28 protein-coding genes are annotated in these 25,745 nt (G+C 69.6%); 10 read left to right on the forward strand and 18 right to left on the reverse strand.

All coding sequences use genetic code 11. The annotated features are described in order from the left end of the window. The first annotated feature begins 31 nt into the window (after positions 1 to 31). Together OVA30_RS11980 and pdeM are read left to right on the forward strand one after the other, a co-directional pair. On the forward strand, positions 32 to 2,542 hold the full coding sequence (locus tag OVA30_RS11980) for a ligase-associated DNA damage response DEXH box helicase (RefSeq protein ID WP_268175555.1): 2,511 nt from the start codon (positions 32 to 34) through the stop codon (positions 2,540 to 2,542). A 41-nt stretch (positions 2,543 to 2,583) separates the two neighbouring features. Next, positions 2,584 to 3,297 carry a ligase-associated DNA damage response endonuclease PdeM gene (pdeM, locus tag OVA30_RS11985; protein ID WP_268175556.1) on the forward strand — a complete coding sequence of 238 codons (714 nt, stop codon included), beginning with the start codon at positions 2,584 to 2,586 and terminating at the stop codon, positions 3,295 to 3,297. A 55-nt stretch (positions 3,298 to 3,352) separates the two neighbouring features. Here the strand turns inward: pdeM and OVA30_RS11990 are convergent, their stop codons facing one another. Beyond that, positions 3,353 to 3,790, reverse strand: coding sequence for a DUF3429 domain-containing protein (locus OVA30_RS11990; RefSeq protein ID WP_012254454.1), 438 nt, complete (start codon positions 3,788 to 3,790; stop codon positions 3,353 to 3,355). Positions 3,791 to 4,091: 301 nt separating this feature from the next. On the opposite strand from OVA30_RS11990, the gene OVA30_RS11995 reads away from it, so the two are divergent. From OVA30_RS11995 to OVA30_RS12005, 3 genes are all read left to right on the forward strand, one after another. Next, positions 4,092 to 5,417 (forward strand): chloride channel protein, encoded by a 1,326-nt coding sequence (locus tag OVA30_RS11995; RefSeq protein ID WP_268175557.1) that lies wholly within the window; start codon positions 4,092 to 4,094, stop codon positions 5,415 to 5,417. Between the two features lie 73 nt (positions 5,418 to 5,490). Then, positions 5,491 to 5,670 carry a DUF1328 domain-containing protein gene (locus OVA30_RS12000; protein ID WP_003597909.1) on the forward strand — a complete coding sequence of 60 codons (180 nt, stop codon included), beginning with the start codon at positions 5,491 to 5,493 and terminating at the stop codon, positions 5,668 to 5,670. Positions 5,671 to 5,685: 15 nt separating this feature from the next. Continuing rightward, positions 5,686 to 6,531 carry an SDR family oxidoreductase gene (locus OVA30_RS12005; protein ID WP_268175558.1) on the forward strand — a complete coding sequence of 282 codons (846 nt, stop codon included), beginning with the start codon at positions 5,686 to 5,688 and terminating at the stop codon, positions 6,529 to 6,531. A gap of 114 nt (positions 6,532 to 6,645) precedes the next feature. Here OVA30_RS12005 and thiL read toward each other — a convergent pair whose 3' ends face one another. From thiL to ribH, 3 genes are read right to left on the reverse strand one after another with little or no spacing between them, the layout of a single operon-like run. Continuing rightward, a complete protein-coding gene (gene thiL, locus OVA30_RS12010; RefSeq protein ID WP_268175559.1) occupies positions 6,646 to 7,623 on the reverse strand; it encodes a thiamine-phosphate kinase in 978 nt (325 codons plus the stop codon). Positions 7,624 to 7,628: 5 nt separating this feature from the next. Then, positions 7,629 to 8,144 carry a transcription antitermination factor NusB gene (gene nusB / locus OVA30_RS12015; RefSeq protein WP_003605627.1) on the reverse strand — a complete coding sequence of 172 codons (516 nt, stop codon included), beginning with the start codon at positions 8,142 to 8,144 and terminating at the stop codon, positions 7,629 to 7,631. Further along, positions 8,141 to 8,662 (reverse strand): 6,7-dimethyl-8-ribityllumazine synthase, encoded by a 522-nt coding sequence (gene ribH, locus OVA30_RS12020; protein ID WP_003605626.1) that lies wholly within the window; start codon positions 8,660 to 8,662, stop codon positions 8,141 to 8,143. The genes nusB and ribH overlap by 4 nt, the downstream gene beginning before the upstream one ends. Positions 8,663 to 8,974: 312 nt before the next feature. Between ribH and OVA30_RS12025 the strand changes: the two genes are divergently transcribed. Both OVA30_RS12025 and OVA30_RS12030 read left to right on the forward strand, forming a co-directional pair. Beyond that, positions 8,975 to 10,501, forward strand: a complete 1,527-nt coding sequence (locus OVA30_RS12025) for a UbiA family prenyltransferase (protein ID WP_268175560.1) — start codon at positions 8,975 to 8,977, stop codon at positions 10,499 to 10,501. After that, positions 10,501 to 10,926: a GtrA family protein gene (locus OVA30_RS12030; RefSeq protein ID WP_082291117.1), complete on the forward strand. Its 426-nt coding sequence runs from the start codon at positions 10,501 to 10,503 to the stop codon at positions 10,924 to 10,926. The genes OVA30_RS12025 and OVA30_RS12030 overlap by 1 nt, the downstream gene beginning before the upstream one ends. Here OVA30_RS12030 and OVA30_RS12035 read toward each other — a convergent pair. Further along, entirely contained in the window at positions 10,914 to 12,134 is a 1,221-nt protein-coding gene (locus OVA30_RS12035; protein WP_268175561.1) for a hypothetical protein, read from the reverse strand. The two genes, OVA30_RS12030 and OVA30_RS12035, sit on opposite strands and share 13 nt — an antisense overlap. A 293-nt stretch (positions 12,135 to 12,427) precedes the next feature. Between OVA30_RS12035 and OVA30_RS12040 the strand changes: the two genes are divergently transcribed. Then, the gene (locus OVA30_RS12040; protein WP_268175562.1) at positions 12,428 to 12,949 is read left to right on the forward strand and encodes a hypothetical protein; all 522 of its coding nucleotides are present in this window, start codon (positions 12,428 to 12,430) and stop codon (positions 12,947 to 12,949) included. A gap of 13 nt (positions 12,950 to 12,962) precedes the next feature. Here the strand turns inward: OVA30_RS12040 and OVA30_RS12045 are convergent, their stop codons facing one another. The 12 genes from OVA30_RS12045 to OVA30_RS12100 all read right to left on the reverse strand — a co-directional run bounded on the left by OVA30_RS12045 (position 12,963) and on the right by OVA30_RS12100 (position 22,223). Beyond that, a complete protein-coding gene (locus OVA30_RS12045) occupies positions 12,963 to 13,601 on the reverse strand; it encodes a riboflavin synthase (protein ID WP_268175563.1) in 639 nt (212 codons plus the stop codon). 1 nt (position 13,602) lies between these two features. Beyond that, the gene (gene ribD / locus OVA30_RS12050; RefSeq protein WP_268177488.1) at positions 13,603 to 14,679 is read right to left on the reverse strand and encodes a bifunctional diaminohydroxyphosphoribosylaminopyrimidine deaminase/5-amino-6-(5-phosphoribosylamino)uracil reductase RibD; all 1,077 of its coding nucleotides are present in this window, start codon (positions 14,677 to 14,679) and stop codon (positions 13,603 to 13,605) included. Positions 14,680 to 14,729: 50 nt separating this feature from the next. After that, positions 14,730 to 15,287, reverse strand: a complete 558-nt coding sequence (gene nrdR, locus OVA30_RS12055; protein WP_012254463.1) for a transcriptional regulator NrdR — start codon at positions 15,285 to 15,287, stop codon at positions 14,730 to 14,732. A gap of 81 nt (positions 15,288 to 15,368) precedes the next feature. Then, a complete protein-coding gene (locus tag OVA30_RS12060; protein WP_182568102.1) occupies positions 15,369 to 15,920 on the reverse strand; it encodes an RrF2 family transcriptional regulator in 552 nt (183 codons plus the stop codon). A gap of 152 nt (positions 15,921 to 16,072) precedes the next feature. Further along, positions 16,073 to 17,377: a serine hydroxymethyltransferase gene (gene glyA, locus OVA30_RS12065; protein ID WP_003601128.1), complete on the reverse strand. Its 1,305-nt coding sequence runs from the start codon at positions 17,375 to 17,377 to the stop codon at positions 16,073 to 16,075. Positions 17,378 to 17,743: 366 nt separating this feature from the next. Further along, on the reverse strand, positions 17,744 to 18,229 hold the full coding sequence (locus OVA30_RS12070; protein WP_173390183.1) for a F0F1 ATP synthase subunit B family protein: 486 nt from the start codon (positions 18,227 to 18,229) through the stop codon (positions 17,744 to 17,746). A 90-nt stretch (positions 18,230 to 18,319) separates the two neighbouring features. Then, a complete protein-coding gene (locus OVA30_RS12075) occupies positions 18,320 to 18,925 on the reverse strand; it encodes a F0F1 ATP synthase subunit B (protein WP_003601126.1) in 606 nt (201 codons plus the stop codon). Between the two features lie 197 nt (positions 18,926 to 19,122). Further along, positions 19,123 to 19,350: a F0F1 ATP synthase subunit C gene (locus OVA30_RS12080; protein WP_003601125.1), complete on the reverse strand. Its 228-nt coding sequence runs from the start codon at positions 19,348 to 19,350 to the stop codon at positions 19,123 to 19,125. A gap of 60 nt (positions 19,351 to 19,410) precedes the next feature. Then, a complete protein-coding gene (locus OVA30_RS12085; RefSeq protein WP_003601124.1) occupies positions 19,411 to 20,166 on the reverse strand; it encodes a F0F1 ATP synthase subunit A in 756 nt (251 codons plus the stop codon). A gap of 120 nt (positions 20,167 to 20,286) precedes the next feature. After that, positions 20,287 to 20,655, reverse strand: coding sequence for an AtpZ/AtpI family protein (locus OVA30_RS12090; protein WP_268175564.1), 369 nt, complete (start codon positions 20,653 to 20,655; stop codon positions 20,287 to 20,289). A 163-nt stretch (positions 20,656 to 20,818) separates the two neighbouring features. Next, positions 20,819 to 21,472: a DsbA family protein gene (locus OVA30_RS12095; protein WP_003601120.1), complete on the reverse strand. Its 654-nt coding sequence runs from the start codon at positions 21,470 to 21,472 to the stop codon at positions 20,819 to 20,821. A gap of 274 nt (positions 21,473 to 21,746) precedes the next feature. Then, positions 21,747 to 22,223, reverse strand: coding sequence for a DUF721 domain-containing protein (locus tag OVA30_RS12100; RefSeq protein WP_003601118.1), 477 nt, complete (start codon positions 22,221 to 22,223; stop codon positions 21,747 to 21,749). Between the two features lie 169 nt (positions 22,224 to 22,392). Here OVA30_RS12100 and mutY point away from each other — a divergent pair, with 169 nt between their 5' ends. Continuing rightward, a complete protein-coding gene (gene mutY / locus OVA30_RS12105) occupies positions 22,393 to 23,607 on the forward strand; it encodes an A/G-specific adenine glycosylase (RefSeq protein ID WP_268175565.1) in 1,215 nt (404 codons plus the stop codon). A gap of 65 nt (positions 23,608 to 23,672) precedes the next feature. Here mutY and OVA30_RS12110 read toward each other — a convergent pair whose 3' ends face one another. Further along, positions 23,673 to 24,869, reverse strand: a complete 1,197-nt coding sequence (locus tag OVA30_RS12110) for a site-specific DNA-methyltransferase (RefSeq protein WP_012254469.1) — start codon at positions 24,867 to 24,869, stop codon at positions 23,673 to 23,675. 429 nt (positions 24,870 to 25,298) lie between these two features. Between OVA30_RS12110 and OVA30_RS12115 the strand changes: the two genes are divergently transcribed. Then, positions 25,299 to 25,646, forward strand: coding sequence for a septal ring lytic transglycosylase RlpA family protein (locus OVA30_RS12115; protein ID WP_003601112.1), 348 nt, complete (start codon positions 25,299 to 25,301; stop codon positions 25,644 to 25,646). The last annotated feature ends 99 nt before the right edge of the window (positions 25,647 to 25,745 follow it).

Raw genomic sequence — 25,745 nt, forward strand, 5'->3', positions numbered from 1 at the left:
CGCCGCGCCGCGCACGTCGTACCTGAGCCGGGTGCCACCGCCTCCCGACCTCCCGCCGCGCTTCTCCGCGTGGTTCGCTTCCCGCGGCTGGTCACCCCGCCCGCATCAGCTCGAACTGCTCGCGACCGTCCAGGGCGGACGCTCGGCGTTGCTCGTCGCCCCGACGGGAGCGGGCAAGACGCTGGCCGGCTTCCTGCCGAGCCTGGTCGAGCTGAGCGAGCGGCAAGGAAGCGCGAGCAAGGGCGGCAAGGCGAAGGGACTGCACACCCTCTACGTCTCGCCCCTCAAGGCGTTGGCGGTCGATATCGCCCGCAACCTCGATGCGCCGATCGAAGGCATGGATCTGCCGGTCACGGTCGAGACCCGCACCGGCGACACGCCGGCGCACAAGCGCGCGCGCCAGATCCAGCGCCCGCCCGATATCCTGCTCACGACGCCCGAACAGCTCTCGCTGCTGCTCGCCCACAGGGAGGCGGAGGCCTTCTTCGCCGGGCTGAAGACGATCGTGCTCGACGAATTGCACGCCCTCGTCACCTCGAAGCGCGGCGATCTCCTTTCCCTCGCGCTCGCCCGCGTTCGCCGGCTGGCGCCGGAAGCCCGCGCCATCGGCCTCTCGGCCACCGTGCGCGAACCGGAGGAACTCCAAAAGTACCTCGTCGGCCAAGTGCCGGGCGAGGACCGCCGGGCCGAGCTCGTCGTGGTGAAGGGCGGCGCCAAGCCCGACCTGCACATGCTCGAAGTGAACCGGACGCTCCCGCTCGCGGGCCACACCGCCTGGCACTCGATGCCGGCGATCTACGACCTGATCCGGGCGCACCGCATGGTGCTCGTCTTCGTCAACACGCGGCTGCAGGCCGAGTACACCTTCCAGGAGCTGTGGCGGCTCAACGACGACACGCTGCCGATCGCCCTGCATCACGGCTCGCTCGACGCCACGCAGCGCCGCCGGGTCGAGGCGGCGATGGCGGCGGGGCAGCTGCGCGCCATCGTCTGCACCGCGACGCTCGATCTCGGCATCGACTGGGGCGACGTCGATCTTGTGGTCAATCTCGGCGCGCCGAAGGGCGCGAGCCGGATCATGCAGCGGATCGGCCGGGCCAACCACCGCATGGACGAGCCGTCCAAGGCCTATCTCGTCCCCGGCAACCGCTTCGAGATGCTGGAATGCCGCGCCGCCCTCGACGCGGTGGAGGAGGCGGCCCAGGACACGCCCGACGCCCGCCTCGGCGCCCCCGACGTGCTCGCCCAGCACGTGCTCGGCATGGCCTGCGCCGACGCCTTCGATCCGCTCGAACTCTACGACGAGGTCATCTCGGCGGCACCCTACGCGACCCTGTCGTGGGAGGATTTCGAGGCGGTGGTCGATTACGTCGCCACCGGCGGCTACGCGCTGCGCGCCTACGAACGCTTCGCCAAAATCCTGCGCGGGGCCGACGGCAAATGGCGGGTGCGCGACGCCCGGGTGGCGCAGCAATACCGCATGAACATCGGCACCATCGTCGAGTCGACGCACATCAAGGTGCGGATGGCCCGCAGCCTGCGCTCCAAGCCCGGCACCGTGCTGCCGAAGGGCGGACGGACGCTCGGCGAGATCGAGGAGGATTTCGCCGAGACGCTGACCGTCGGCGACACCTTCCTGTTCGCGGGCGAGGTGCTGCGCTTCGAGGGGCTGGCCGAGGACGAATGTCTCGTCACGCGGGCCGGGCCCGGCACCGATCCGGCGATCCCCTCCTATGCCGGCTCGAAATTCCCGCTCTCGACCTTCCTCGCGGCCCGCGTGCGGGCGATCATCGCCGACCCGTTCGAGTGGGACCGCCTGCCGCGCCAGCTCGCCGACTACCTCGCGCAGCAGCGCCGCCACTCCGTGCTGCCGGGCGAGCGCGACCTCTTGGTCGAGACGTTTGCGCGGGCCGGGCGCCACTACCTCACGGCCTTCCCGTTCGAGGGGCGGCTCGCCCACCAGACGCTCGGCATGCTGCTGACCCGCCGCCTGGAGCGCGCCCGACTGCGCCCGCTCGGATTTGCCGCCAACGACTACGGCATCGCCATCTGGTGCACGAAGGATCTGAGCGAGCGTGCCGCGCTCTCGCCCGGCTTCATGGAGGCCCTGTTCGACGAGGACATGCTCGGCGACGACTTAGAGGCTTGGCTCGACGAGTCGGCGATGATGAAGCGCACCTTCCGCCAATGCGCGGTGATCGCCGGGCTGATCGAGCGGCGCTTTCCCGGCCAGAAGAAGACCGGCCGTCAGGTCACGATCTCGACCGATCTGATCTACGACGTGCTGCGCCGCCACCAGCCCGACCACCTGCTCCTGCGTGCCGCGCGGCAGGATGCGGCAACCGGACTCCTCGACGTGACCCGCCTCGGCATGATGCTGAGGCGTATCCGGGGGCGAATCACCCACAGGGCGCTCGACCGGGTCTCGCCGCTCTCCGTGTCCGTCATGCTCGAAATCGGGCGCGAGCGGGTCTACGGGGAGGGGGCCGACGAGATCCTGGCCGAGGTCGAAGCCGAGCTTCTCCAAGAGGCGCTCGGCTGATGCGGCGTGCCGCCTCCTCCGCGAAGCTTGGGACAAAAACGTTGGCACTCGGCCAGAGACTCGAGAAGACCGTGAAGGGCACCGACCTTGCGCTTGCCGGCGAGGCCTTGAGCCTCGACCGCACCGGCGCCCTGTGGCTGCCCGAACACCGCACCCTGGTGGTGTCGGACCTCCATCTGGAGAAGGGCTCGTCGTTCGCCGCCCGCTCCGGCCAATTCCTACCGCCCTACGACACCCGCGAGACCCTGGCCTGCCTGCACGAGGTGATCCAGCGGCTCGATCCGGCCTGCGTGGTCGCGCTCGGCGATTCCTTCCACGACGCCCGCGGCCCCGAGCGGATGGAGCCCGGTGACCGGGCGATGATCGCCGCGCTTCAGGAAGGCCGCGACTGGGTCTGGATCGCCGGCAACCACGATGCGGCGGTGAGCGAGGGCGTCGGCGGGCGCTATTGCGAGACGGTTTCCGTCGGCGGCCTGACTTTGCGCCACGAGCCGCTGGCGGGGGCCGAGGCGGGCGAGATCGCGGGGCATCTCCACCCCTGCGGCAAGGTCAGCATGCGCGGCCGCTCCGTGCGCCGCCGCTGCTTCGTCAGCGACGGCCACCGTCTCGTCATGCCGGCCTTCGGCGCCTATACGGGCGGCCTCAACGTGCGCGACGCCGCCTTCGAGCCGCTCTTCCCGAAGGGGTTCACGGCCTACCTGCTCGGCGACGGACGCGTCTTCGTGATCGGCCGGACCATGCTCGGGCGGGATTGAGCGAAGTCCGAAATCCGCATTGCGAAGCAATCGATCGGATTTCGGTTGAACCGGGTCACGCTGCCACGAGCAGCGCCGCCCCGGCGACCGCCGACAGGGCCAGCCGCAGGCGGCCCATCCAGACCGGGACCATGCCACGGCGGGGAAGGTCCTGATCGACGATGCCCCACAGCAGCACCAGCGCGCCGAGGGTCCGGAGATCCCAGGGCGGCGGCGCGGCGAGCGCAGCCCAGGCGAGCAGCGAAGGCACGATTGCGAGCCCGTAATCGCGCCAGCCCGCCCCCCGTGCCGCCGCCGCCCCCCAGCGGATGCCGCCGAGGAACGAGGCGATCACCGCCCCATAGGCCGAGAGGATGGTGCGCGGCGACAAGCCGATGGTGCCGAGCCCGACATCCGTGCCGCTGACCGATAGGGCCGCAAAGCCCACGAACGGAATCAACCCCGCGATGCCGAGAAGAACCGCGCTCGCGGGTACCGTGGTCAGCCGCCCCATGCCGTCTCCCTGGCTGATTGCCGCGCGGCCCGGTTCCGCCGGATCCACGCCTCGCCCGCGTCGACCGCCGGCCGTTCGGGACCCGGCATGGGTCACGGCAAGCCGGAGGTGTCATGAAGCATTCTAAACGCGCAGATCCTCATCCATCTCGCAACCGAGACCATTTGTTGCAGCGCCCGGCCTCACCTTCCACACCGGAAGGGACGTTCGCGCCGGATCATTGGGCCGCGGCGATGGCCCCGCGCCGATTTCGCCGCCAGGGTGGGGGCGACACGGCCCATCCCTTGCGTGATCCGCCCCCATGCCGCTGCGACCCACGGACCTGAGACCCGCCCTGTCGCGGCTGCGCGGTGCCTCCGGCGATGCGTGGACGACCTGGCGCAGGCGGAGCCTGTTCCTGGTGGGCGGCGTCTGCGTCGGCTTGGCCGCGGTGCTGATGGCCAAGGCGGCCGATGCGGCGCAGGAGCTTTTTCGGCACGGGCTCCACGCCTCGCCGGCCCTGGCGCTTCTGCTGTGCCCGACCGGCTTCGCGCTCGCCGCGTGGCTCGCCCGGACCGTCTTCCCGAATGCGCAGGGCTCGGGCATCCCGCAGGTGATCGCCGCCCGCGCCCTGGATGCCGGGCCCGCGCGCCGTGCGCTGGTCTCGCTCAAGGTCGCGGCGGGCAAGATCGTCGTGATGTGCCTCGGACTTCTGTGCGGCGCCTCGATTGGCCGCGAAGGGCCGACCGTGCAAGTCGGCGCGGCGATCATGGCTGCCTTCGGGACTTTGAGCCCGGAGCGGATGCGCGGCCTGCTGCTCGCGGGCGGCGCGGCCGGGGTGGCGGCGGCCTTCAACACGCCGCTGGCCGGCATCGTCTTCGGCATCGAGGAACTCGGCCGGGCCTATGACAGCCGCGGCAGCGCGCTTATCGTCGCCACCATCATTGCCGCCGGCCTGACCTCGCTGGCGATCCTCGGCGACTACACCTATTTCGGCACGTCGGACGCGCGGCTCTCGCTGGCCGCCGGCTGGCTCGCGGTGCCGCTGCTCGGCGTGGCGGGCGGCCTCGCGGGCGGGCTGTTCAGCCGTATCGTCATCGCCTTCGCCCGCGGCCTGCCGGGACGGGTGGGCGGGATGATCGGGCGCCGTCCCGTCCTGTTCGCCGGCCTGTGCGGGCTCGGCGTCGCCCTGTGCGGGCTCGCCTCCGGCGGCACCGTCTACGGCACCGGCTACGAGGAGGCGCGGGCGCTCCTCCATGCCGGCAACGACCCGCGCTGGGATTTCGCCCCGCTCAAGTTCCTGGCGACCGTCCTGTCCTCGATCAGCGGCATCCCCGGCGGTCTGTTCGCACCGTCGCTAGCCGTTGGCGCCGGGCTGGGCGCGGAGGCGAGCCTGTTCCTGCCGGATGTGCCCGTCGGCGCGCTGGTGCTGATCGGCATGACCGCCTACCTCACCGGCGTGCTCCAGGCGCCGATCACCTCCTTCGTCATCGTCACCGAGATGACCCAGAACCACGCGATGATGATTCCGCTGATGCTCGCGGCGCTGGTCGCGGATGCGGTCTCGAAGCTGGTCTGCCGCGGCGGCCTCTATCACACCTTGGCGGAGGTGCTGGTGCGGCGGGCCGCCGGAGAACGAAGCGCGTAAAGCGCAGGCCGCGACGGAACGCCGCCGGCTCGTTGGCCGTTACTGCTCCGCTTTTGTTTCGGAGTGAACTGCCATGACGCTTCTCAAGTGGGCCGCTATCGCCTTCGTTATCTCGCTCGTCGCCGGCGGCCTCGGCTTCACCGGCATCGCCTCCGGCGCGAGTTCGATCGCCCGTATCCTGTTCGGCCTGTTCCTGGTGGTCGCCATCGTCATCGTGGTGATCGCGCTGGCCGTCGGTCAGGTGGTGTTCTAGCCGCCGGCTCCAACCGTGCGCCTTGACGGTCGCACCGCCCTCGTCACCGGCGCCTCCTCCGGGATCGGCGCCGAGACGGCCCTCGGGCTCGCCCGCCTCGGGGCGCGGGTCGGCCTCGTCGGGCGCGACCGCGAGCGCACGGAACGCGCCGCCGCGCATCTGCGCCGGGAGACCGGCGGCGCGGCGGACGTCTTTCTCGCCGACCTGTCGAGCCAAGCCGAGATCCGCCGGCTCGCGGACGAGGTGAGGGCGCACTACCCGGCCCTCGACCTCCTCGTGAACAATGCCGGCGCGATCTTCTCGGAGCGCCACGTCACGGCCGACGGAATCGAGCGGACCTGGGCCCTCGACCATCTCGCCTACGTGCTGCTGACGCACGAGCTGCGTCGCCCGCTCGAAGCCGCGCCCCGCGCCCGCATCGTCAACCTCGCCTCCGCCGCCCATACCCGCGGGCGCATCGACTTCGACGATCTCGGCGGCGAGCGCCGCTACGCGGCGATGAAGGCCTATGCCCAGGCCAAGCTCGGCAACGTGCTGTTCACCTATGCGCTCGCCCGGCGGCTGGCCGGAAGCGGCATCACCGTCAACGCGGTGCATCCGGGCGTCGTGGCGAGCGACTTCGCCAAGAACACAAGGGGCGGGCTCGGCTTCGCCTGGAGCCTGATCCGCCCGTTCCTGATCTCGACCGAGGCCGGCGCCAGGACCTCGCTCCATGTCGCCACCGCGCCCGAACTCGACGGCGTGAGCGGGCGCTACTTCGCCAAGAGCCGCGAGACCGCCTCGTCCGCCCGCAGCCGGGACGAGGCTTTGCAGGAGCGGGTCTGGGCTCTGAGCTGGCGCCAGACCGGGATCGAGGCCTGAACCGGCTTGCCATCGGTGGCCGTGGTGTCCCTCACGCAACGCCCGCTGCGACGCCGTGATCGGGCGTTTTTTGGGCCGCGATCAGGCTTCAGGCCGCCAAGCGGAGAGGACGCTTCAGAAGTGGCTGAACGAGGCGCGGGCGAAGTCCATCGCGCGCCCGTGCGCGTCGTGAAAGCGAGGCGGTGCGTCGCCGGCTTCCACGCTACCGATCTCGGCAACGGGCACCCCGGCGGCCCGGGCCTCGGCCAGGAACGCGCCTACGGAACCGGGCGGCACCGCGCAGAGGATCTCGTAATCGTCCCCGCCGGTGAGAGCCGTATCGAGCCGGCTGGCGTCGCCGGAGATGGCCGCCTGCGCCGCCGGGGAGAGCGGCACCGCCGGAACCTCGATCCGGGCGGTCAGGCCGGTGCCGGTGAACATCTTCGTCAGATCGCCCACCAGTCCGTCCGAGACGTCCATGGCCGCGCGGGCGTGGCGCCGCAGCACGGGGGCGAGCGCCAGCCGCGGGCGCGGGTGAAGGTAGCGATCGAGGAGCGCATCGCGGTGGACGGGCGCCAGCGCGGGATCGGGCGCGAGCCGCAGGGCGAGGCCCAGAGCCGCGTCGCCGATGGTGCCGCTGACGCAGAGCCGGTCGCCCGCTTGCGCCGCCTGCCGCCGCAGGATCGCGCCGGCCGGCACCTCGCCGAAGGCGGTTACGCCGATGAGCGCCGGGCCGCCGGAGCGCACGGTGTCACCGCCCAGCAGCGGGCAGCCATGGGCGCGGCTCGCTTCGCCAAGACCCTCGGCGAAACCCGCGAGCCACGCTTCGGTCCAGTCGTCGGGCAGCGCGAGGGTGAGGAGGAAGCCGCGCGGAGTGGCGCCCTTGGCGGCGAGATCCGACAGGTTCACGCCGAGCACCTTGCTGGCGATGGAGCCGGGCGGGTCGTCGGGAAAGTAGTGAACGCCGGCCACGATGGCGTCGGCGGTCACCACGAGGTCGTGGCCGGGCGTCGGCGTCAGGCTCGCGGCGTCATCGCGCAGGCCCTCGGCGCCGGGGCCGCTGAGCGGCGCGAAGTAGCGCGCGATCAGCGCCTCCTCGCCCGCGCGCGCCATTCCGGTCAGCCCTTCTTCGCCGGGCCGGGAGCGGCCGGGATGCCGAACTCGGTGGAGCGCACCTCGCGGCCGACCCGGTCGAGCACGGCGTTGACCATGCCCGGCTCGTCGCCGCCATAGAAGCTGTAGGCGACCTCGACATATTGCGAGATCGCGGCGCGGGCCGGCACGTCGCGGCGGAACATCAGCTCATAGGCGCCTGCCCGCAGGATGGCGCGCAGCACCGCTTCCAGCCGGCGCAGCGGCCAGCCCTTCGCCAGCGCCGTATCGAGCTTCGGGTCGATGGCGCGCTGTTCCTCCACGGCACCGCGGAGCACGTCGCGGAAGAACGCGATCTCGGCCGGCGGGTGGACGACGCCATCGACCTCCTGACCGATCCAGAAGGCCTCGAACTCGGCGAGCGCCTCGATCACGCCCTTGTCCGAGATCTCCATCTCGTAGAGCGCCTGCACCACGGCGAGGCGGGCACCGGTGCGGGCGTTCGGCTTCGGTTGGGCCGGTGTCGCGGCGGGGTCTGTCATCGGGCGGGTTCCAGGTTGGCGGCGCGCTTGATGGCGAGGAGGCTCAGGGCCGCCTCCGCTGCACCGCCGCCCTTGTTCATGTCGGAGACCCGGGCGCGAGCGAGCGCCTGCTCCATGGTCTCCACGGTGAGAATGCCGTTGCCGAGCGGCAGGTGCTCGGCCACGGAAAGGTCCATCAGCGCGCGGGCGCTCTCGCCGGCGACGATGTCGTAATGGCCGGTCTCGCCGCGGATGACGCAGCCGAGCGCCACCGCCGCATCGTAGGGGCCGCCGGCCTTGCGACCGGCATCCATCAGGATCGCGATGGCGGCGGGGATCTCGAGGGCACCCGGCACCGTGAAGACCCGCGCCTCGGCGCCGACCGCTTCGATGGCCGCGCGGGCACCGGCCAGCAATTCGTCGGCGATGTCGTCGTAGTAGCGCGCCTCGACCACGAGCACGCGGGTGCCGGCGAGGCTTTCGAGGATGCTTTTGGGGCTGTCCTTGGGCGCGTCCGCGTCCCGGCGTTGGGAGACCATGCGACTGTCGTTCCGGGGCGAGTTCACGAATGTTCGGGGCGGGCCGGAGGGTTAGCCCAAGTGCCGCGGGCTCCACAAGCGGCACGGGGCGCGGCGGGTGCGCGACCGGGGCGCATGTTCCGGCCCGGAGAAGCTTCGCCTTTCGGTTGGCCCGAGAAGGTTTGATCAATCAAATCAGGCGGAAGTACCGCCGTCACAACCTGCGGTGCCCCTTATTAACCGGACCGAAGTCTGTCCCGGCGATAGACTGTCGAACGCAAGTTTGCGGGCCTTCGACCATCGATCCCGCACTGGAAACGGGGGTTATCCAGCATGGCGACGGCGCATGCGCGAAGGGCGGAGACGGCCCCCATCCTGATCGAGGACGCGGCCTCGGCGTTGCGGCCGGTGCCGCTGGTGATCGACCTCGACGGCACGCTGCTGCGCACGGATCTCCTTCTGGAAGGGATCATCGCGCTGCTGCGGCGCAACCCGCTGATGCTGCTGGTGATGCTGCTGTGGCTGCCGCGGGGGCGGGCCTTCTTCAAGCGCCGCATCGCGGAAGGTGCTGTGCTCGACGTCGCGACTCTGCCGGCCAACGCGGCTTTGCTCGCCCATATCGAGGCGCAAAGGGCGGCGGGCCAGGAGATCGTGCTCGCCACCGCCGCCGACGAGCTGATGGCCCTGCGCGCCCTGCGGCGTTTTCCCGTCTTCGACCGGGTGGTGGCGAGCGACGGGGTGCGCAACCTCAAAGGGGAGGCCAAGGCCGCGCAGCTCCGGGCGCTCTATCCGCAGGGCTTCGATTACGCGGGCGATGCCGCGGCCGACCTTCCGGTCTGGGCCGCGGCCCGGCGGGTGATCGTCGTCGGAGCCTCCGGTTCCGTGCTCCGCGCGGCCCGGCGGCTCGACAAGCCGGTCGAGGAATTTCCTGCCGCCTCGCGTTCGCACGCATTGCTCAAGGCCCTGCGCCTGCACCAATGGGCCAAGAATGCCCTGGTCTTCGTGCCGCTCGTCCTCGGCGGCCGGGCAGGGGACGCGCAAGCCTGGGGGAGCGCCGGTCTGGCCTTTCTCGCGCTCGGACTCGTCGCCTCGGCGAGCTACCTCCTGAACGACCTGCTCGACCTCTCCCACGATCGGGCGCACTGGTCGAAGCGCGAGCGCCCCCTGGCGAGCGGCCAACTTCCCATCGCCACCGGTCTGGCGGCAATCGTGCTCGGCCTCGCGGGCGGGCTGGCGGTTGCGGCCTGGGCCGGGGCGGCGGTGCTCACCGGCGTGCTCGCCTATCTCGCCCTGACGCTGACCTACTCCGCGTGGCTGAAGCGAGTGCCGATGCTCGACGCGCTGACGCTCGGGAGCCTGTTCTCGCTGCGCATCGCGGTCGGCGTCGCGGCGGTCGCGGTGGCGTGGTCGCCCTGGCTCCTGACCTTCTCGATGTTCCTGTTCACTTCGCTGTCCTTCGCCAAGCGCCACACGGAGCTGCGCGGGGCCGCGCGGCGCGGCCAGGCCGGCACCATCGCCGGGCGCGGCTACGAGCCGGCGGACGAGCCGGTGGTGCTCGCCTTCGGCATCGCCTCGGGACTCGCCAGCGTCGTCATCTTCATCCTGTATCTCGCCAACGAGGCGTTCCGCCACGCGGCGCTCGCCGCGCCGCTGGCCCTGTGGAGCTTCCCGCTGATCCTCGTCCTGTTCATGGGCCGGGTCTGGCTGCTGGCCGGCCGCGACGCGCTCCACGACGACCCGGTCGCCTTCGCGGTCAGGGACCGCCCGAGCCTCGTGCTCGCGGGTGTGGCCGGCCTCGCCTTCGCGGTGGCGGCATTCGGCCTGCCGCCCAGTCTCCTGCCACAAGGGTTCGGGCTGTGATGCGAAGCGAGGTCGTCCGCTTCCTGATCGCCGGGGGCTCGGCGGCGGCGATCAACTGGCTCGCGCGGATCCTGCTCTCGTTGGTGCTGCCGTTCGAGGCGGCCCTGATCGTGGCCTATGGCATCGGCATGGCCGCCGGCTTCTGGCTCTACCGCGCCTTCGTGTTCCGGGCGGCCTCGCATGGGTCGCTCTCCGGGCAGCTCGCCCTGTTCCTCGTGGTCAACGCCGTCGGCGCGGCGGTGGTCCTCGCGGTTAGCACGCTGATGATCGACGGCCTGACCGGCCTGCTGCCGGATCTAAGGCCGGCCGTGGCGCAAGCCCTCGGCCACGGCGTCGGCATCGCCGTCGGCGCCGTGGCGAACTACCTCGGCCACCGGCTTCTCACCTTCGGCGCAACTCTGCGGCCTCAGCCTCAGAGCCGGTAGAGGGCCAGCAGCGTCACCACGGCGAGGTTGGCGACGACCCCCCAGGTGACGAGGATTGGTAGGGCGGCGAAAGCCGGCGGGCGTTCCCCACGCACCATCAGCACGATCAGAATCGGCAGCCAGTCGAGGGCGTAGCGCTGGGTCGCGATCTGCTCGGCGCCGTTCGAGTGGTAGAACAGGGTGATCCCGGCGATGACCGCGATGGTCGCGGCCCCGGCGGCGAAGACCCGGTCGAGCCGTGCGTAGAAGGCCAGCAGCAGCCATGGGCTCGCCACGAGGAGCGCCGTGCCGGCCTTGTCGAAGCCCACGAGCTCCGTCAGCCGGGGGCCACCGAACTCGAAATGGATCCCCTGCAGGAACAGGTAGAGCGTGTTGAACAGCAGGTAGTCGCGCGAGAACAGGCCGCCCTCGGTGATGCGCCGCCAGATGAAGCTGTCCTGTCCGGGATTGTGGATGAAGGCGTAGCCGGTCTCGAACGGGCTTCCGAAGCGCGCGGCGTTGTAGGCGCAGTAGACGGCGATGGCGGCCGCGACGAACAGGCCCGCCAGCATCGCGGATTTCGCCACCGAGGCCGGATTCGCCAGCAGCGGGCGCCCGCGGGGTAGGGCCAGAACCAGCAGGAACAGCGGATAGAAGATCGCCATCTGCCGGCACAGGAAGGCAAGGCCGACGAACAATCCGGCGAGCGGCAGCGAACTCCGACAGATCACCGCCCACAGGCTCAACGTCATCATCAGGAAGCCGACGGTCTGGGAGAAGAACCAGACGCCGTCGGAGCGCAGAGTGACCTGATAGAGCGGGCTGGCGAAGGCGAGCGCGGCGAGCAGCCACAACGCCTGCCCGCGCTCGACCTCCAGCGCGCGGAAGATGCGGCTCCAGGCGAGCAGGCTCAGGGCCGACAGGCCCAGGCCGAGAAGCACGAGGCCCTTGAAGCCGGGAAAGCCGAACAGGGCGACGAACGGCGTCAGCAGCAGTGCCGGCAGCGGCGGGAAGATGATGTAGGTGCGCCCCTCGAACACGGCGCAATCGATCTCGGGGCAGCGCTCGACCCAGAGCCGGCCGTGCAGGAACGCGTCGGCCAGCGCCCCGTGCGAGTTGAAGCCGGCATCGCGCAGCGCGCCCCGTCCCAGAAGGACGGCGAGGAGGAGGGCACCGCTCAGCGCCGTCAGTGCCGCCAGCACCCGGTCGCGGCGTCCTGTAACCGTCATGGTGGCTACCGCCCTTTCACGAAACGACTCCGAATCGACGCGGAGCATTCGATGGGAAGAGTTAAGTCTTCCTCACAAATGATCCGGTGGCCTTCTCACGAAAACTTGTCGAGCCGGAGAGGCATCCTGCAGGCACTCAATGCGGAGGCCCCATCGACACGATTCCCGGGTCACTCGGTCTCGGCGAAAAGGTTTCTGTCGATTTGGGACGGTCGTGCATTGCCGAAAAACGGGACCGCCGGCAAGTCTAGCGCCGGCTCGTTCACAACGAGGCGGGCCGATAGGGGATATTCATGACGATCGGATCGCCGAAATTCTTGGCCGGCGCGGCACTCGCCTTCTTTCTGCTGGCCGGCAGCGCCGCCCTTGCCAAGAAGGTTACGGTCGTCACCGGAGATCGACCGATTTCCGTCGAGATCCCGGCTGCGTGGAAGGTGACCACGATCGACCGTGGCGTCCAGGCGCGGACCGCGGACGAGGAAATCTATCTCTGGTTCGAGAGCTACAAGCCCACCCAGTTCGACACCCTGCTCGGCGAGCACAACGCCTACTTCAAGGAACAAGGGGTCAAGGTGACCGGCGAGGGCCAGTCGAAGGAGGTCGATTTCCCGACCTACGCCCTCAAGGTCACCGAATATCCGGCGACCTACGAGGGCAAGCCGACGGTGCTGCGCTACCTCTCGGTCGTGCCGAAAGCCGAGAGCCAGCGCCATCTGCTGGTGAGCTACTGGGCCTCGCCGGAGGGTGACAAGAAGTACGACGCCGAGACGAACCAGATCATGAACAGTCTCGCCGCCTCCTACGACGGCAAGTAAGCCGGACCGGTCCTCACGCCGGCAACAACCCGCGCGTCTCGGCGAGGCGCGCGGCGTAGCGGGCGAGCAGATCGACCTCCAGATTGATCCGATCCCCCTCACGGCGCTCCTCCCAGGTCGTGACGGAGAGGCTGTGCGGGATCAGCAGCACCGAGAAATCGTGGCCCGAGACCGCGTTGACGGTGAGCGAGGTGCCGTCGAGGCAGATCGAGCCCTTCTCGGCGATGAAGCCGGCGAGCGCCGCTGGCGCCCGTAGGGTGAAGCGCTCGCTCGCGCCCCAGGGGTTGTCCTCGCCGGTCATCGTCTCGCGGGCGAGGATCTCGGCGACGCCGTCGACATGGCCGGTGACGAGATGGCCGCCGAGTTCGTCGCCGAGCTTGAGCGAGCGTTCCAGGTTGAGCCGCGTGCCCTCGCGCCACGCGCCCACGGTGGTGCGGGCGAGCGTCTCAGCGGCGGCATCGACCGAAAAGCGGCAACCCGCCCCGTGCGGCTCGACCGCGACGGCGGTGAGGCACGGGCCGGAGCAGGCGATCGAGGCGCCGAGCGCGATGCCGGCGGGATCGTAGGCGCTCTCGATCACGATCCGGCGCAGGCGCTCCGAGCCCTCCACCGAGACGACGCGGCCGACATCGCTGACGAGTCCGGTGAACATGTCAGATCCTCTCGTAGGTGACCGCCGTGTCGGGGCCGTAATCGCGGGTCTCGACCATGCTCAGGGAGCCGTCGGCGAGACGGCGGGCGAGGTTGGCCCCGAGCGCCGGCAAGCCGCCGGCCTCGCCCAGCATGACGGAGCCGGTGATGAGCGTGCAGGCATCGATGAGATCGTGCGCCGCGAGCGCGTCGGCAAGCGCCGGTCCGCCCTCGCTGCAGATCCGGGTCAGGCCGCGCTCCGCCAGCGCTTTCAGCGCGGCGGGTAAGTCTATGCGGCCCCCCGCGTCGGTCGGAACGAAGGCGATCTCGACGCCGAAGGAGGCGAGCATCCGCCGGGCATGGGCCGGGGCGCCGCGCCCGGTCAGAACCAGGGTCGGCAGGTCGCGGGCCCCGCGCACGAGGTGGCTGGCGGGGTTGAGGCGCAACGTCGAGTCGAGCACGATCCGCAGCGGCGAGCGCTCAGCGAGCCCCGGAAGCCGGACCGTTAGCGAAGGGTCGTCGGCGCGAGCCGTCCCGATGCCGACCATGATCGCGTCGGCATGCGCCCGCCACAGATGCACCGCGCCGTCCGCGACCGGACCAGTAATCTTCAGGCGCTCGCCGGTCGAGGGCGCGGCGAAGCCGTCGCGGGTCCGGGCGAGCTTGAGATGCAGGCTCGGGCGTCCGCGCGTCACGCGGGAGAAATGGCCGCGATGATCGCGGGCGGCCACTTCGCGCAGCAGGCCGGTTTCCACCGTGATCCCGGCGGCGCGCAAACCTGCATGGCCGCGCCCGGCCACCCGCGGATCGGGATCTTCGATCGCGGTGACCACGCGGGCGATCCCGGCGGCGATCGTCGCGTCGGTGCAGGGCGGCGTGCGGCCGTGATGCGAGCAGGGCTCGAGGGTGACGTAGAGGGTGGCCCCGCGCGCGGCCTCGCCGGCCATGGCGAGCGCCAGCGGCTCCGCATGCGGGCGACCGCCGACCGCCGTGACCGCCTGCCCGACAATGCGGCCCTCGGCCACGACGACGGCGCCGACGCTCGGATTTGGCCAGGTTCGGCCGAGATTGCGCCGCCCCAGCGCGAGGGCGAGGCGCATGGCGCGCCGGTCGAGGGCTTGCTGCTCGGACAGGTCCACGGCTCGCCCCGTCACGCCCGCTTCCGGGCCGGACGGCCGCGGCGCGGGGCGGCAACCACCTCGTCGGGAGGGGCGGGCGCAGCCTCCCCGTCTTCGGGCAGGTCGCCTTCGCCCTCCAACCGCTCACCGAGGGTGCCGAGCAGATCCTGGAAGTCCTGTGCCTCGCGAAAATTCTTGTAGACCGAGGCGAAGCGGACATAGGCGACGTCGTCGAGCCCCTTCAGGCCCTCCATCACCGCCTCGCCGATGGCCTCGCTAGTGACCTCGCCCTCGCCGCCGCTCTCCAGGCGCCGGGTGATGCCGCTGACGAGGCGCTCCACCCGCTCGGGATCGACCGTGCGCTTGCGCAGCGCCACATCGATCGAGCGCTGGAGCTTGTCGCGGTCGAACGGCACGCGCTTGCCCGAGCGCTTGAGCACGACGAGTTCGCGCAATTGCACCCGCTCGAAGGTCGTGAAGCGTCCGCCGCAATCCGGGCAGACGCGGCGGCGACGGATCGCCGAGGAATCCTCGCTCGGCCGTGAATCCTTCACCTGGGTGTCGGGACCTCCGCAGAACGGACACCGCATCGCGCGCTCACCACCTCATCCCAGACGCTCTCAAAAGCCGCCCCTCTCTGCCCCACCCGCCGCTCAATTGCCAGAAGCCGCTCAATTGCTAGGAGTCGGATCGGTCGGAACGGGCGCGGCGGGCGTCGCCCCCCCGTCTCCCGGCTCGGCGCGGAAGAGGGCGCGGAGTGCGGCTGCCGTCGGCCCGGCCACCACGTCGGCGAGGGTGAGGCGGTCGAGTTCGAGGAAGAACGCCTGCTCCGCCGCGTCGAAGGCCCATTTGAGGCGGCAGCGGCCCAGGAGCGGGCAGGGGTCGCGCCGGCAATCGACAACGGTGCCGACTCCCTCCAGATCGGCGACGAGCCGTCCGAGCCGGATCTCGCGGGCGTCCCGTGCGAGACGCACGCCGCCGGAGCGGCCCTGCCTGGCCTCGACGACACCGGCCCGGACCAGCGTCTGGGCGATCTTCTGGAGGTGGTGCACCGAGATGTCGAAGCGTTGCGCGACGGCCGGGGTCGCGACCCAGACGCCCCGCTCGGCCAGCGTCAGGTGCATGAGCAGACGCAGGCCGTAATCCGTGTGAAGCGAGAGATGCAGGGTCGCCCTCCCGAGCGGTGCCGCGCAACCTTCAGGCGAAGGAGGGCTCGACCCCATCATTTCAAGGATGCAGCGACGTGTACACTCCCCGGAACGACAAACCTTACGTGGATTAACTTTGAGGCGACCCTGAAACGACAGCGGCCGCGGATCGGGAGATCCGCGGCCGCACCGGCCCGCGTCACGGGCCGGAGGTGTTTTTGTCAGGCTCAGGCGTAGATCGGGAACCGATCGGTGAGGGCGTGGACCTTCTCCTTCACCGCCGCCTCGACCGCCGCGTCACCGCCATCGCCCTTCTCGGCGATGCCATCGAGCACCTGAACGATCAGCGAGCCGACCTGCTTGAACTCGGCGACGCCGAAGCCGCGGGTGGTGCTGGCCGGGGTGCCGAGACGGATGCCGGAGGTGATCGTCGGCTTCTGCGGGTCGAACGGCACGCCGTTCTTGTTGCAGGTGATGTCGGCCCGGGAGAGCGCCGCCTCGGCCGCCTTGCCGGTCAGGCCCTTTTTCTGAAGGTCGACCAGCATCAGGTGGTTGTCGGTGCCGCCCGAGGTGATGTCGTAGCCGCCGGAGATGATGGTGTCGGCCAGCGCGCGGGCGTTGTCGATCACCTGCTTGGCGTAGATCTTGAACTCGGGCTTCAGCGCCTCGCCGAAGGCCACCGCCTTGGCGGCGATGACGTGCATCAGCGGGCCGCCCTGGAGGCCGGGGAAGATCGCCGAGTTGAACTTCTTGGCCAGCGCCTCGTCGTTCGTCAGGATCATGCCGCCGCGCGGGCCGCGCAGGGTCTTGTGCGTCGTCGTGGTGGCGACGTGCGCGTGCGGGAACGGCGACGGGTGCAGGCCCGCGGCGACGAGGCCGGCGAAGTGGGCCATGTCGACGAAGAAGTAGGCGCCGACGGAATCGGCGATCTCACGGAACTTCGCGAAGTCCCAGTGACGCGGGTAACCCGAGCCGCCGGCGATGATCACTTTCGGCTTGTGCTCCTGGGCGAGGCGCTCGACCTGCTCCATGTCGATGCGCTGGTCCTCGCGGCGCACGGTGTAGGAGACCGGCTTGAACCACTTGCCCGAAACGTTCGGGGGGGCGCCGTGGGTGAGATGGCCGCCGGCCGCGAGGTCGAGGCCGAGGAAGGTGTCGCCGGGCTGCATCAGGGCCATGAACACGCCCTGGTTCGCCTGCGAGCCGGAATTCGGCTGCACGTTGGCGAAGCCGCAGCCGAACAGGCGCTTGGCCCGGTCGATGGCGAGCTCCTCGGCGATGTCCACGAACTGGCAGCCGCCGTAGTAGCGCCGGCCCGGATAGCCCTCGGCGTACTTGTTGGTCAGGACCGAGCCCTGCGCTTCGAGCACGGCGCGCGAGACGATGTTCTCGGACGCGATCAGCTCGATTTCGTGCTGCTGCCGGCCCAGCTCCTGCGAGATGGCCTTGGCGATCTCGGGATCGGTCTCGGCAAGATGAGCCGAGAAGAAGGAGTCGAGGTCGGTGGTGTCGGTCGCAGTTCCGGCGCTCATGAGCGTAGCCTCTTTTCGTTGTTTACGGGCAAACCCACCCGCTCTCCCGTCGGCGTTCACGGGGGTGTTTTTCAGGCACTATTCGTACACGCCGCGGCATCACAGGCCAAGCACAGGTGATTTTTCGCCTGTCTTCAAAATTTTTAACGGGATCAGCCCCGTTCTGCGGCACCGCAGCGCATTCGGCTAGCCCCACACGCGAAAACACCCGGCAGGGCCGGGTGTCGCAGGACCGATCAAGTCGGTAACAGGCCGGCCCGCGAACACGCCCGCGAACCGTAGCGGCTCCGATCGCTGCCGCTTGCCGATTTGCGCCGTGCCCTTACCAAAACCCGGCAAGGGCCCGTGCGATCGGAAGCGTCAGGCTCAGGCCTGAAGGCGGCTCTTCACGTCGCCGAGGCTGGCACGAAGGAGATCCTGCGCCGCCGCGCCCTGGAGGCGCTCACGCAGCAGGGTCTCGGAGACCTTCACGGCCGCGTCAGCCGCCGCGGCCCGAACCTGGGCGGAGGCCTGCGCCTCGGCCTGGGCAATCTTGGCCTCGGCGCTCTTGGTGCGGCGCGCAACGAAATCGTTGAGGCGGGCATGGCCCTCGGCGGCGATGCGCTCGGCATCCTCGCGGGCACCGGCGATGATGGCCTCGGCTTCACGCTCGGCCTCGGTGCGGCGGCGCTTGTAGTCGGCGAGCACGGCCGCGGCTTCTTCACGCAGGCGGCGGGCCTCGTCGAGCTCGTTGCGCACGCGCTTGGCGCGGCTGTCGAGCCCGTTGGTCATCATCGAGAAGCCGCCGACCCGCCAGACGATGACCAGGAACGCCACGAAGGCGACGGCGACCCAGAATTCCGCGGTCAACAACATGTCGGTCTCAAACCCTTGATCGGCCCTCCGCCCGGCGGGCCGGGGCGGGGTCGGATGGGAGGGGCCGGCAACGGGCCGGCCCTCGGATCAGTGTACGGCGGGCGTCGCGTCGAGGGCGCGGTTCAGGCTCGCTTGGTCGGGGGCCTGGCCGGTCAGTCGCTCGACGATCGCCGAGGCGGTCTCGCCCGCAATCGCGCGGACATTGCCCATGGCTTCCGTCGTGCGCGTGCGGATGGTCGCCTCGGAGACGGCGAGCCGCTGGTTCAGCTCGGCTTCGAGCGTCTTGCGCTTGGCGTCGGCCTCGGCCGAGAGGCTGTTGCGGGTCTCCTGGGCGATGGCCTGCGCCTTCGCCTGGGCCTCGCGCAGAGACTTCTCGTAGGCGGCGCCGGCGGCGTCGGCCTCGGTCTTCATGCGCTGCGCCTCGGTCAGATCGGACGAGAGCCGGCCGGCGCGGTTGCCGAGGATCGCCTCGATGCGCGGCAGCGCAACCTTGGACATCAGGTAGTAGAGCAGGCCGAAGGCCAGCGCGAGCCAGATCAACTGCGAGAGGAAGGTGTGGCTCTCGAAGGGCGGAAAGGCACCGCCATGGCCGCCGGAGGGCTGCTCGGTATGGGTGTGCGGGCTTCCCGCCGGGACGATCGTCGTGTCCGCGTTCGGGGAGGGAGTCGTGAGGGGATTCTTCTGCTCGGCCATGGCCCTGTCCGGTGACGTCGGAAGGCCGGCTCCGCGGACGGAGCGGCCGGATCGGTGTCTCTCACGAAACCGCCGCTGCGCCTTCGTGACGAAGGACGGACGACCGCGCAGAGGAGGTTTCGCGAGGCACTCTCAACGAGCGGGGGAGCGCGGGGCGGGCTCTCTAGCCGGCCCGCGCCCCCCCGAAGAACGACGCGTCAGACGGCGAAGAGGAGCAGCAGCGCGACGAGCAGCGAGAAGATGCCGAGCGCCTCGGTGAGCGCGAAGCCCAGGAGGAGGTTGGTGCGCTGGCTATCGGCGGCCGACGGGTTGCGCAGGGCGCCCGCGTAGAACTGGCCGAACAGGTTGCCGAGGCCGATGCTGGCGCCCGCCATGCCGAGGCAGGCGAGACCGGCGCCGATGTACTTCGCAGCGACGGGATCCATGAAACACTCCTGAAGTTCGAACGGGGTTCGTTGAGGGCGGAAGGGTCCGGCCGGGACGGATCAGTGGCCGGGGTGGAGGGCGTCGGCGAGATAGACCGCCGTCAGCGTCGCGAAGACGTAAGCCTGAAGGGCCGCGACGAGGAACTCGAGAGCCGTCAGCGCGATGGTAAGCGCGAGCGGCAGGGGCGAGAGCACGCCCCAGGCACCGGCAACCAGTAGCTGGACCACGAAGAAGGCGAAGATCTTCAGCGCGATGTGGCCGGCCAGGATATTGGCGAAGAGACGAACCGAGAGGCTGATCGGCCGCGACAGGAACGACACGATCTCGATCGGCACCATGATGAGCAGCAGCGGCTTCGGCACGCCCGACGGCACGAACACGCCGAGGAAGTGGGTGCCGTGCTTGGCCACGCCGTAGATCACCACGGTCAGGATCACGACCAGCGCGAGGCCGAAGGTGACGATGAGGTGGCTGGTCACCGCGAAGGCGTAGGGGATCATCCCGAGCAGGTTCAGGATGAGCACGAACATGAACAGGGAGAACACGAGCGGCAGGAAGCGCTTGCCGTCCTCGCCGGTCGCTTGGTGCACCGTGTCGGCGATGAATTCGTAGAGCGTCTCGGCCAGCGCCTGGAGACGGCCCGGAACCACGGAGCGCCCGGAGGTCGCCACGATGGTCAGCAGCGCGATGATGCCCACCGCGGCGAACATGTACAGAGCCGATTGCGTGAACGCGAGCTGCTGGTTGCCGATGTGACCCAGCGAGACGAGCGGCTGCAGCTCGAACTGGTGGATCGGGTCGATACTGACCGCCATGTGCCCGCTTCCGCCCCTTTGTGTGTCGCGCGAGGAAGCCTTTGCGGCTCCCGTCTGTCGCGCGTCGCCCTTACACGATGCCGGGCGAGTCTCAAGACCCCTGAGGCGTCTTGGAGACCGTTACCGGCGATCTTTCTCAGTTTTCTTGGTGCTGAAGCCGCTGACCCGCATGACGTTGTAGATCCCCGTCACGAAGCCCAGCATCAGCAGCACGATCATGCCCCACGGCTTGGAGCCGAAGAGATGATCGACGATGTAGCCGAGGATTCCCCCGGCGATCACGCCCGCGATGAACTCGGTCGAGAGCCGCATGGCCTGACCGAGCGGGGCAGACCCGCCGGACGTGCCGGTGCGCGCAAGCTTGTCGGGCCCGGCGCTGGGCCGCTTGCCTTCGAGCTGCGTCTCGAGACGCTTGAGCCTCGCGGAGAGATCGCCGTCGGCGGGAGCCTTTTCCGGCCCGCTCCCATCATTTGCCGGGCCGCCACTCACGGGCGACCCCACATGTCGTCGGGAGCGGAGGGAAAGGTTGCACCCCCTCGGCGCGGCGCACCATAGTTTCGCCAACCTTGAGTGTCAAGGCGGCCAAACTGCCTATTAAGTTGTTGATGGAACAACATAATTCTTCATTTTTCCACGGCTTTCGGAAGCCGGATCAGGCCCCCAGGATCGGCTTGATGATCTTCTCCATTTCCTCGATCGAGAGGGCGCCGGCGCGCTTCTCGCCGTTGATGAAGAAGGTCGGCGTCGATTCGACCTTGAGGGTGTCGAGGCCGCGTGTCTTGACCGCGTTGATGGCGGCGTAGGTCTTCTGGTCCTTCAGGCAGGCCTCGAACTTCTCCTTCGAGAACCCGGCCTGACGCAGGAGCTGCTCCAGGGCATCGACGGGCGATTGCGGCTTGCGCACGAAAGCCCAGTTTTGCTGCTGGTCGAACAGCAGATCGGTGATCGGGTAGTATTTCGCCTCGCCGTCGCAGCGGGCCAGCATGAAGGCGGCGGTGGCGAGCGGATCGAGCGGGAACTCGCGCAGGGTGAAGCGCACCTTGCCGGTGTCGATGTAGCGCTCCTTCAGCACCGGCCACGTCGTCGCGTGGAAGTGGGCGCAGTGCGAGCAGGTCATCGAAGCGTATTCGATGATTGTCACCTTGGCGTCCGCCGGCCCGAGCCAGACATCGCCGAGGGGGCCGGGCTGCATCAGCGCGGCCGTGTCGGCCGATTGCGCCAGCGCCTCGAAGGTCAGGCGGGGAAGCAGGGCGGCGGTGCCGAGGGCAAGGCCGGTCAGTTTCAGGGCGTCGCGCCGGGTGATCATGGCAGGGGCGGGCTCCGTTCGCGGGCCGCATTCGGCCCGATACCGCGCAGGATAGGACGGAACGGCTCCGTCCGGCCGGGGGACGCGTCGCCGCACGGCCTTTCGCGAGCCGCTTATCACGCCGCGCCGCCGCCCGCACGTCCTTGCGTTGATGCGCCGCCAAAGCATCGGCCCGAAAGGTGGTGCCGGCTCTCGGAAAAAAGACGATGCCACAACACGAGTGCTGAACATCGTCCTGGATCAGATGCCCCGCACGAGGCTCCGGCCCGCGTCGCTATCGCCGTGCGACCACGGCGATGCCGAGCCGGTCGAGGGCGTCGCGCAGCCGCTCCTCCTCGATGCGCGCCACCGCCAGCGCCACCTCGCCGCGCCGGGCCGGGTCGAGGGCTTTCTGCGGGACGCGGCGTGTGGCCCGGTGCACGCGGTCCTGGCGCATGACGATCTTGCCGATGCAGGCCCAGCCGTAATGCGCGTTGACGCGCTGGATCACGATCGGCGCGAGATGCTGGAGTTCGAGGGCAAAGGCGCCTTCCACCCGCACCACCAGGGTGCCGGGCTCCGGCCGGCCCTCCGCGTCGCGGCGGGCCCGGCGCGGCCATTCGAGCTTGACCGGCTGGCAGGCCTCGGAGAGCCGCGCGCCGACGATGTCCGGCCACGCGGCGAGGATGTCGGAGGAGGCGAAGCCCTGCGCGGCGAAGGCCGGGCCGATGCAGCCCTCGATCAGTTCGCTCAGCGGTTTGACGCGCGCCATCGGCACTCCGGAACACAAGGGCGGCATAACGGACGCGCCCCATTCACAACCTACCCGAATTGCGGCCGGCACGGGAGTCGGGAGCGCCGCACGAGGGAGCGAGGACGCCGCCGCGTCACATTTCGGCAAGGCGCTGTTTTCGCAGCCGCGCTCCCGCTATGGACGGGCCATGCCTGCCGCCTTGGCCGCCGACCTCCTCACTTGGTACGACCGCCACCGCCGGGCACTGCCTTGGCGGGCGCTGCCGGGTGAGACACCCGACCCTTACCGGGTCTGGCTCTCGGAAGTGATGCTGCAGCAGACCACCGTCACGGCGGTCAAACCCTACTTCGAAAAGTTCCTGACGCTGTTTCCCAATGTCGCGGCGCTCGCGGCCGCGCCGGAAGAGGCAGTGATGGCGGCCTGGGCCGGGCTCGGCTACTACTCCCGCGCCCGCAACCTGCATGCCTGCGCCAAATCGGTCGCGAGCGCCGGCGGGTTTCCCGACACCGAAGACGGCCTGCGCAAGCTGCCCGGCATCGGCGCCTACACGGCCGGCGCCATCGCCGCGATCGCCTTCGACCGGCCGGCGGCGGCGGTCGATGGCAATGTCGAGCGGGTGATGAGCCGTCTCCACGCCATCGAGACGCCGCTTCCCGCCGCCCGTGCACAGATCCGCCTGTTCACCCAGGCCCTGGTGCCAGACCGGCGGCCGGGCGATTTCGCGCAGGCGCTGATGGATCTCGGCGCGACGCTGTGCACCCCGAAGCGTCCGGCCTGCGCCCTCTGCCCGTGGATGCTGCCCTGCCGCGCCCGCGCCGACGGTTTGCAGGAGACGTTTCCGCGTAAAGTGAAGAAGGAGAAGGGGATCTTGCGAAAGGGCGCGGCCTTCGTCGCGCTGCGGGCCGGCGACGAGGCGGTCCTGCTACGCACGCGGCCTCCCGAAGGCCTGCTCGGCGCCATGGCCGAACCGCCAACGAGCGATTGGCTGCCCGATTACGATCCGGCCAAGGGCCTGCTCGACGCGCCGCTCGATGCCCGCTGGAAGCGCCTGCCCGGCGTGGTGAAGCACGGCTTCACCCATTTTCCGCTCGAACTGACGGTGTTTCTCGCCCGCGTCGCGGCGGACACGAAGCCGCCGGAGGGCATGCGCTTCACCCCCCGCGACGCGCTGGAGAACGAGCCGCTGCCCGGTGCGATGAAGAAGGTGCTCGCCCACGCGCTCACCGGCCCGGTGCCCGTGGTGGCGCCGAAGCCGGTTCCGGTCCGCGAACCCGATCTCGCCACGATCCCGGAACCCGAGCCGCCGCCGCGGCGCGGGCCGATCCCGAAGCTCGCCTCGTCGCGGCCCTCGGATTTGGCGCGGATCGTGAAGAAGGCGCCCAAGCCGATTCGGACACGATAGGGAAAGATGCAGGGCTCTGCCCTGCACCCGCGAAAGGACTTGTCCTTTCGTAACCGCGACGAGCGCTACGCCCCGGCTTGGCCCCGCATCTCAGTCCGAAAATCGTCGATGCAGACGAGTTTTCCGCCGCGCTCGGCGTGCCAGAAAGTCCAGCCGTTGCAGGCGGGCAGGCCCTGCACCAGGGCGCCGACCTTGTGGATCGAGCCCATCGCCGGCCCGACGCTGAGCTGGCCGTCCGGCCGCACCGTCGCCCGGAAGCGGCGGCGCTCGTCGGTCAGCGTCTCGCCGGGGCGGACATGGCCCGCCTCGACCACGCTCAGGAACGGGATGCGTGGCTCGGCCCGCTTCGGCGTCGCGAGCGCCAGCGAGGCGGCCGACAGCGTCTCGATGCTGTCGATCCGAGCCCGCGCCGCGGTGGCGTAAGTCGGGTCGCGCTCGCAGCCGATGAAGTGGCGGCCAAGGCGCTTGGCCACCGCGCCGGTCGTGCCGGTGCCGAAGAACGGGTCGAGCACCACGTCGCCGGGATTGGTCGCCGCCAGCAGCGTGCGGGCCAGGAGCGCTTCCGGCTTCTGGGTCGGGTGGACCTTGCGGCCCGCCTCGTCCTTCAGCCGCTCCTCGCCCGTGCAGAGCGGGATGAACCAATCCGAGCGCATCTGAAGGTCTTCGTTGCCGGCCTTCAGGGCATCGTAATGGAAGGTGTACTTCGCCTGCGGCGAGCGCGAGGCCCAGATCAGGGTCTCATGCGCGTTGGTGAAGCGCTTGCCACGGAAGTTCGGCATCGGGTTGGCTTTGCGCCAGACGATGTCGTTGAGGATCCAGTAACCGAGATCCTGCAACGCGCTGCCGACCCGGAAGATGTTGTGATACGAACCGATCACCCACAGCGTGGCGTTCGGCTTCATCACGCGGCGCGCGGCCTTCAACCAGGCGCGGGTGAAGTCGTCATAGGCGGAAAAGCTGGAGAACTTGTCCCAGTCGTCGTCGACGGCATCGACCACGCTCTGATCGGGACGGGTCAATCCCGCCTCGCCGAGCTGGAGGTTGTAGGGCGGGTCGGCGAAGACACAATCGACGCTTTCCGCCGGCAGACGGTCCATCGCGGCGATACAGTCGCCGATCAGGATTTCGTCGAGGGGTAAGGTGCTGGGAAGACGCTGAACGGAGGGTGCAAGACCCATCCGCGGCGCCGACGCGATCCGCCCGGTACGCGAGACTTGATTCCGGGCGGTGGCGCCGACGACCGCGGTACGCGGGGAAGCCATGGCAAACACCGGTTACGCGACTGACAACCGGACCATGGCCCGATCACGGTAAAGGTCGCGTTTGCCGTCGCCGTACGGTTGCGTCTCGATATGGGGCGGCAGTTTTTGCCGGGTTTCGCCATGCATCAAATGCAAGGCTGCGCTGCCGCTCGGGCAAGCGCGCCCGAAGCTTTGTCAAGGCTTTCCCTGCCGCTTGCGGAGCGACGTTGAATTCTTTCGCGACAAGTTTTGTGGATATCGAGAGACCGAGCGCAGGCGTCGAGCCAAGTAATCAATGCTTGCCGCGACCCGAAACCCCGAAACCGCCCTCGATAGTCTGATCCTGGGCTCATGCCGCGGCGCAAAATCCCGGTCTTATTTTAGCCGGGATCGGGCTCATTTTCCGCGGCGCTCACAACACGTCGCAAAAACAAGGGAATGCGATCCTCGATGAAGGTTTCTATCCGGACCGCTGCCGTCTGCCTCGCCACCGTCATCGGCGCCCTCTCGGCGCTGCCCGCCCAGGCCCAGGGTGGCCGGGCCTCCTGGTACGGAAGCGGCAAGAAGACGGCCAATGGGGAGCGGTTCAACCCCAACGGCTACACCGCCGCCCACCGTAGCCTGCCCTTCGGCACCCGCGTCCGCGTCACGAACCAGTCCAACGGCCGCTCGGTCGTGGTGCGCATCAACGATCGCGGCCCGTTCATCGGCGGCCGGGTGATCGATCTGGCCCGTGGCTCGGCCCGCGCCATCGGCATGTCGGGCGTCAGCTACGTTTCGCTCAACGTGGTGCGCTGAGGCGAACACCGCCTCCGTTCCATCCGGCGTTGCCGGGGAACCGCCCCCTTCCCATCTTCGTCTCAATCGATGACGCGCAGGCCCGGAACGCTTTTCGAT

Origin of the sequence: Methylorubrum sp. SL192 (assembly GCF_026672325.1) — a bacterium.
GTDB classification, from domain to species: domain Bacteria; phylum Pseudomonadota; class Alphaproteobacteria; order Rhizobiales; family Beijerinckiaceae; genus Methylobacterium; species Methylobacterium extorquens.

Excerpts from the sequence above, each read along its gene's own strand:
- OVA30_RS11990 (WP_012254454.1), bottom strand. The coding sequence starts at position 3,790 with ATGGGGCGGCTGACCACGGTACCCGCGAGCGCGGTTCTTCTCGGCATC.
- OVA30_RS11995 (WP_268175557.1), top strand. The coding sequence starts at position 4,092 with ATGCCGCTGCGACCCACGGACCTGAGACCCGCCCTGTCGCGGCTGCGC.
- OVA30_RS12000 (WP_003597909.1), top strand. The coding sequence starts at position 5,491 with ATGACGCTTCTCAAGTGGGCCGCTATCGCCTTCGTTATCTCGCTCGTC.
- thiL (WP_268175559.1), bottom strand. The coding sequence starts at position 7,623 with ATGGCGCGCGCGGGCGAGGAGGCGCTGATCGCGCGCTACTTCGCGCCG.
- nusB (WP_003605627.1), bottom strand. The coding sequence starts at position 8,144 with ATGACAGACCCCGCCGCGACACCGGCCCAACCGAAGCCGAACGCCCGC.
- ribH (WP_003605626.1), bottom strand. The coding sequence starts at position 8,662 with ATGGTCTCCCAACGCCGGGACGCGGACGCGCCCAAGGACAGCCCCAAA.
- OVA30_RS12025 (WP_268175560.1), top strand. The coding sequence starts at position 8,975 with ATGGCGACGGCGCATGCGCGAAGGGCGGAGACGGCCCCCATCCTGATC.
- OVA30_RS12030 (WP_082291117.1), top strand. The coding sequence starts at position 10,501 with ATGCGAAGCGAGGTCGTCCGCTTCCTGATCGCCGGGGGCTCGGCGGCG.
- OVA30_RS12035 (WP_268175561.1), bottom strand. The coding sequence starts at position 12,134 with ATGACGGTTACAGGACGCCGCGACCGGGTGCTGGCGGCACTGACGGCG.
- OVA30_RS12040 (WP_268175562.1), top strand. The coding sequence starts at position 12,428 with ATGACGATCGGATCGCCGAAATTCTTGGCCGGCGCGGCACTCGCCTTC.
- OVA30_RS12045 (WP_268175563.1), bottom strand. The coding sequence starts at position 13,601 with ATGTTCACCGGACTCGTCAGCGATGTCGGCCGCGTCGTCTCGGTGGAG.
- ribD (WP_268177488.1), bottom strand. The coding sequence starts at position 14,679 with ATGCGCCTCGCCCTCGCGCTGGGGCGGCGCAATCTCGGCCGAACCTGG.
- nrdR (WP_012254463.1), bottom strand. The coding sequence starts at position 15,287 with ATGCGGTGTCCGTTCTGCGGAGGTCCCGACACCCAGGTGAAGGATTCA.
- OVA30_RS12060 (WP_182568102.1), bottom strand. The coding sequence starts at position 15,920 with ATGGGGTCGAGCCCTCCTTCGCCTGAAGGTTGCGCGGCACCGCTCGGG.
- glyA (WP_003601128.1), bottom strand. The coding sequence starts at position 17,377 with ATGAGCGCCGGAACTGCGACCGACACCACCGACCTCGACTCCTTCTTC.
- OVA30_RS12075 (WP_003601126.1), bottom strand. The coding sequence starts at position 18,925 with ATGGCCGAGCAGAAGAATCCCCTCACGACTCCCTCCCCGAACGCGGAC.
- OVA30_RS12080 (WP_003601125.1), bottom strand. The coding sequence starts at position 19,350 with ATGGATCCCGTCGCTGCGAAGTACATCGGCGCCGGTCTCGCCTGCCTC.
- OVA30_RS12085 (WP_003601124.1), bottom strand. The coding sequence starts at position 20,166 with ATGGCGGTCAGTATCGACCCGATCCACCAGTTCGAGCTGCAGCCGCTC.
- OVA30_RS12095 (WP_003601120.1), bottom strand. The coding sequence starts at position 21,472 with ATGATCACCCGGCGCGACGCCCTGAAACTGACCGGCCTTGCCCTCGGC.
- OVA30_RS12100 (WP_003601118.1), bottom strand. The coding sequence starts at position 22,223 with ATGGCGCGCGTCAAACCGCTGAGCGAACTGATCGAGGGCTGCATCGGC.
- mutY (WP_268175565.1), top strand. The coding sequence starts at position 22,393 with ATGCCTGCCGCCTTGGCCGCCGACCTCCTCACTTGGTACGACCGCCAC.
- OVA30_RS12110 (WP_012254469.1), bottom strand. The coding sequence starts at position 24,869 with ATGGCTTCCCCGCGTACCGCGGTCGTCGGCGCCACCGCCCGGAATCAA.
- OVA30_RS12115 (WP_003601112.1), top strand. The coding sequence starts at position 25,299 with ATGAAGGTTTCTATCCGGACCGCTGCCGTCTGCCTCGCCACCGTCATC.